The 914-nt window shown below is 60.3% G+C and carries 1 protein-coding gene; it reads left to right on the top strand.

The window, feature by feature from the left end; translation table 11 throughout:
- A partial coding sequence (locus AC0L3E_RS34550; protein WP_473606903.1) for a LysR substrate-binding domain-containing protein occupies window positions 1-906 on the top strand: 906 nt, incomplete at its 5' end.
- Window positions 907-914: the final 8 nt, after the last annotated feature.

The raw sequence follows: 914 nt of genomic DNA, 5'->3' as shown, positions 1-914 counted from the left end.
AAGCTTCGCGGTCTCGTGCCTTCCACCCATTCGCTGTTTGTTTTTGAAGCGGCTGCCCGCACCTTGAGTTTCAAGAGGGCGGCGAGCGAGCTCAACGTCACGCAGCCGAGTGTCTCGCACTCGATCAAGATGTTCGAGAAGCACTGCGGCACCAGTCTTTTCGCGCGGGACAACCGAGGAGTGCAGCTGACGGAGGCAGGAAGGCAGCTCTACGACGAGGTGCGCATCAGTTTTCGCCGGCTGGAGCAAAGGCTTGAGGCGATCTCCGGGCGCGGCACGCAGTACATCACCTTTGCGGCTTCGACATCTCTGGCGGCACATTGGCTGGCGCCTCAGCTCTACGACTTCCAGGAAAAGCATCCTGACATCAGGATCAAGGTCGTCGCCACCGATCGCGACATCGACCCCGACCACGAGGTCGATGTGACAGTGTGGGTGCGGTCGCGGGATTTCGACAGGGCCAACAGCTGGTTCGTCTGCGACGAGATCATCTTTCCGGTCTGCTCACCGGCCTATCTTCTGTCGCATTCCGCTCCGCAGGGCGTCGAAGATCTCGTCCACCATCAGCTGATCCATTCCTCGGATGCTTATCGCAAGCGCATGGACTGGTCCGAGTGGGTCGAGCTCGCGGGTGGCGATGCGAGCGAGATCAAGCCCAACATTGTCTTCAACGACTCCCAGCTGACGCTTCAAGCGGCCCTGGCCGGCGAAGGAATAGCCTTGGGCTGGTCCCTGACGGCCCACCACCTGGTCAAGAACCGCCTTCTGGTCAAGCCGCTGCCTGCCGAGATCAAGACCGAACGAGCATTCTTCCTGCTGGCGACGACGTCAGCAAGAACAAGCGGTGCAAGATATTGGTCGACTGGTTTCTCGCCCAGTCCGAAGAGCTGCGCCTGTGATTTCTGAGCCGGCTG

The organism is Mesorhizobium sp. WSM4822 (assembly GCF_055811155.1).
Note: the sequence above shows the minus strand (reverse complement) of the source record. Positions and strands in the feature narration are given on the sequence as shown.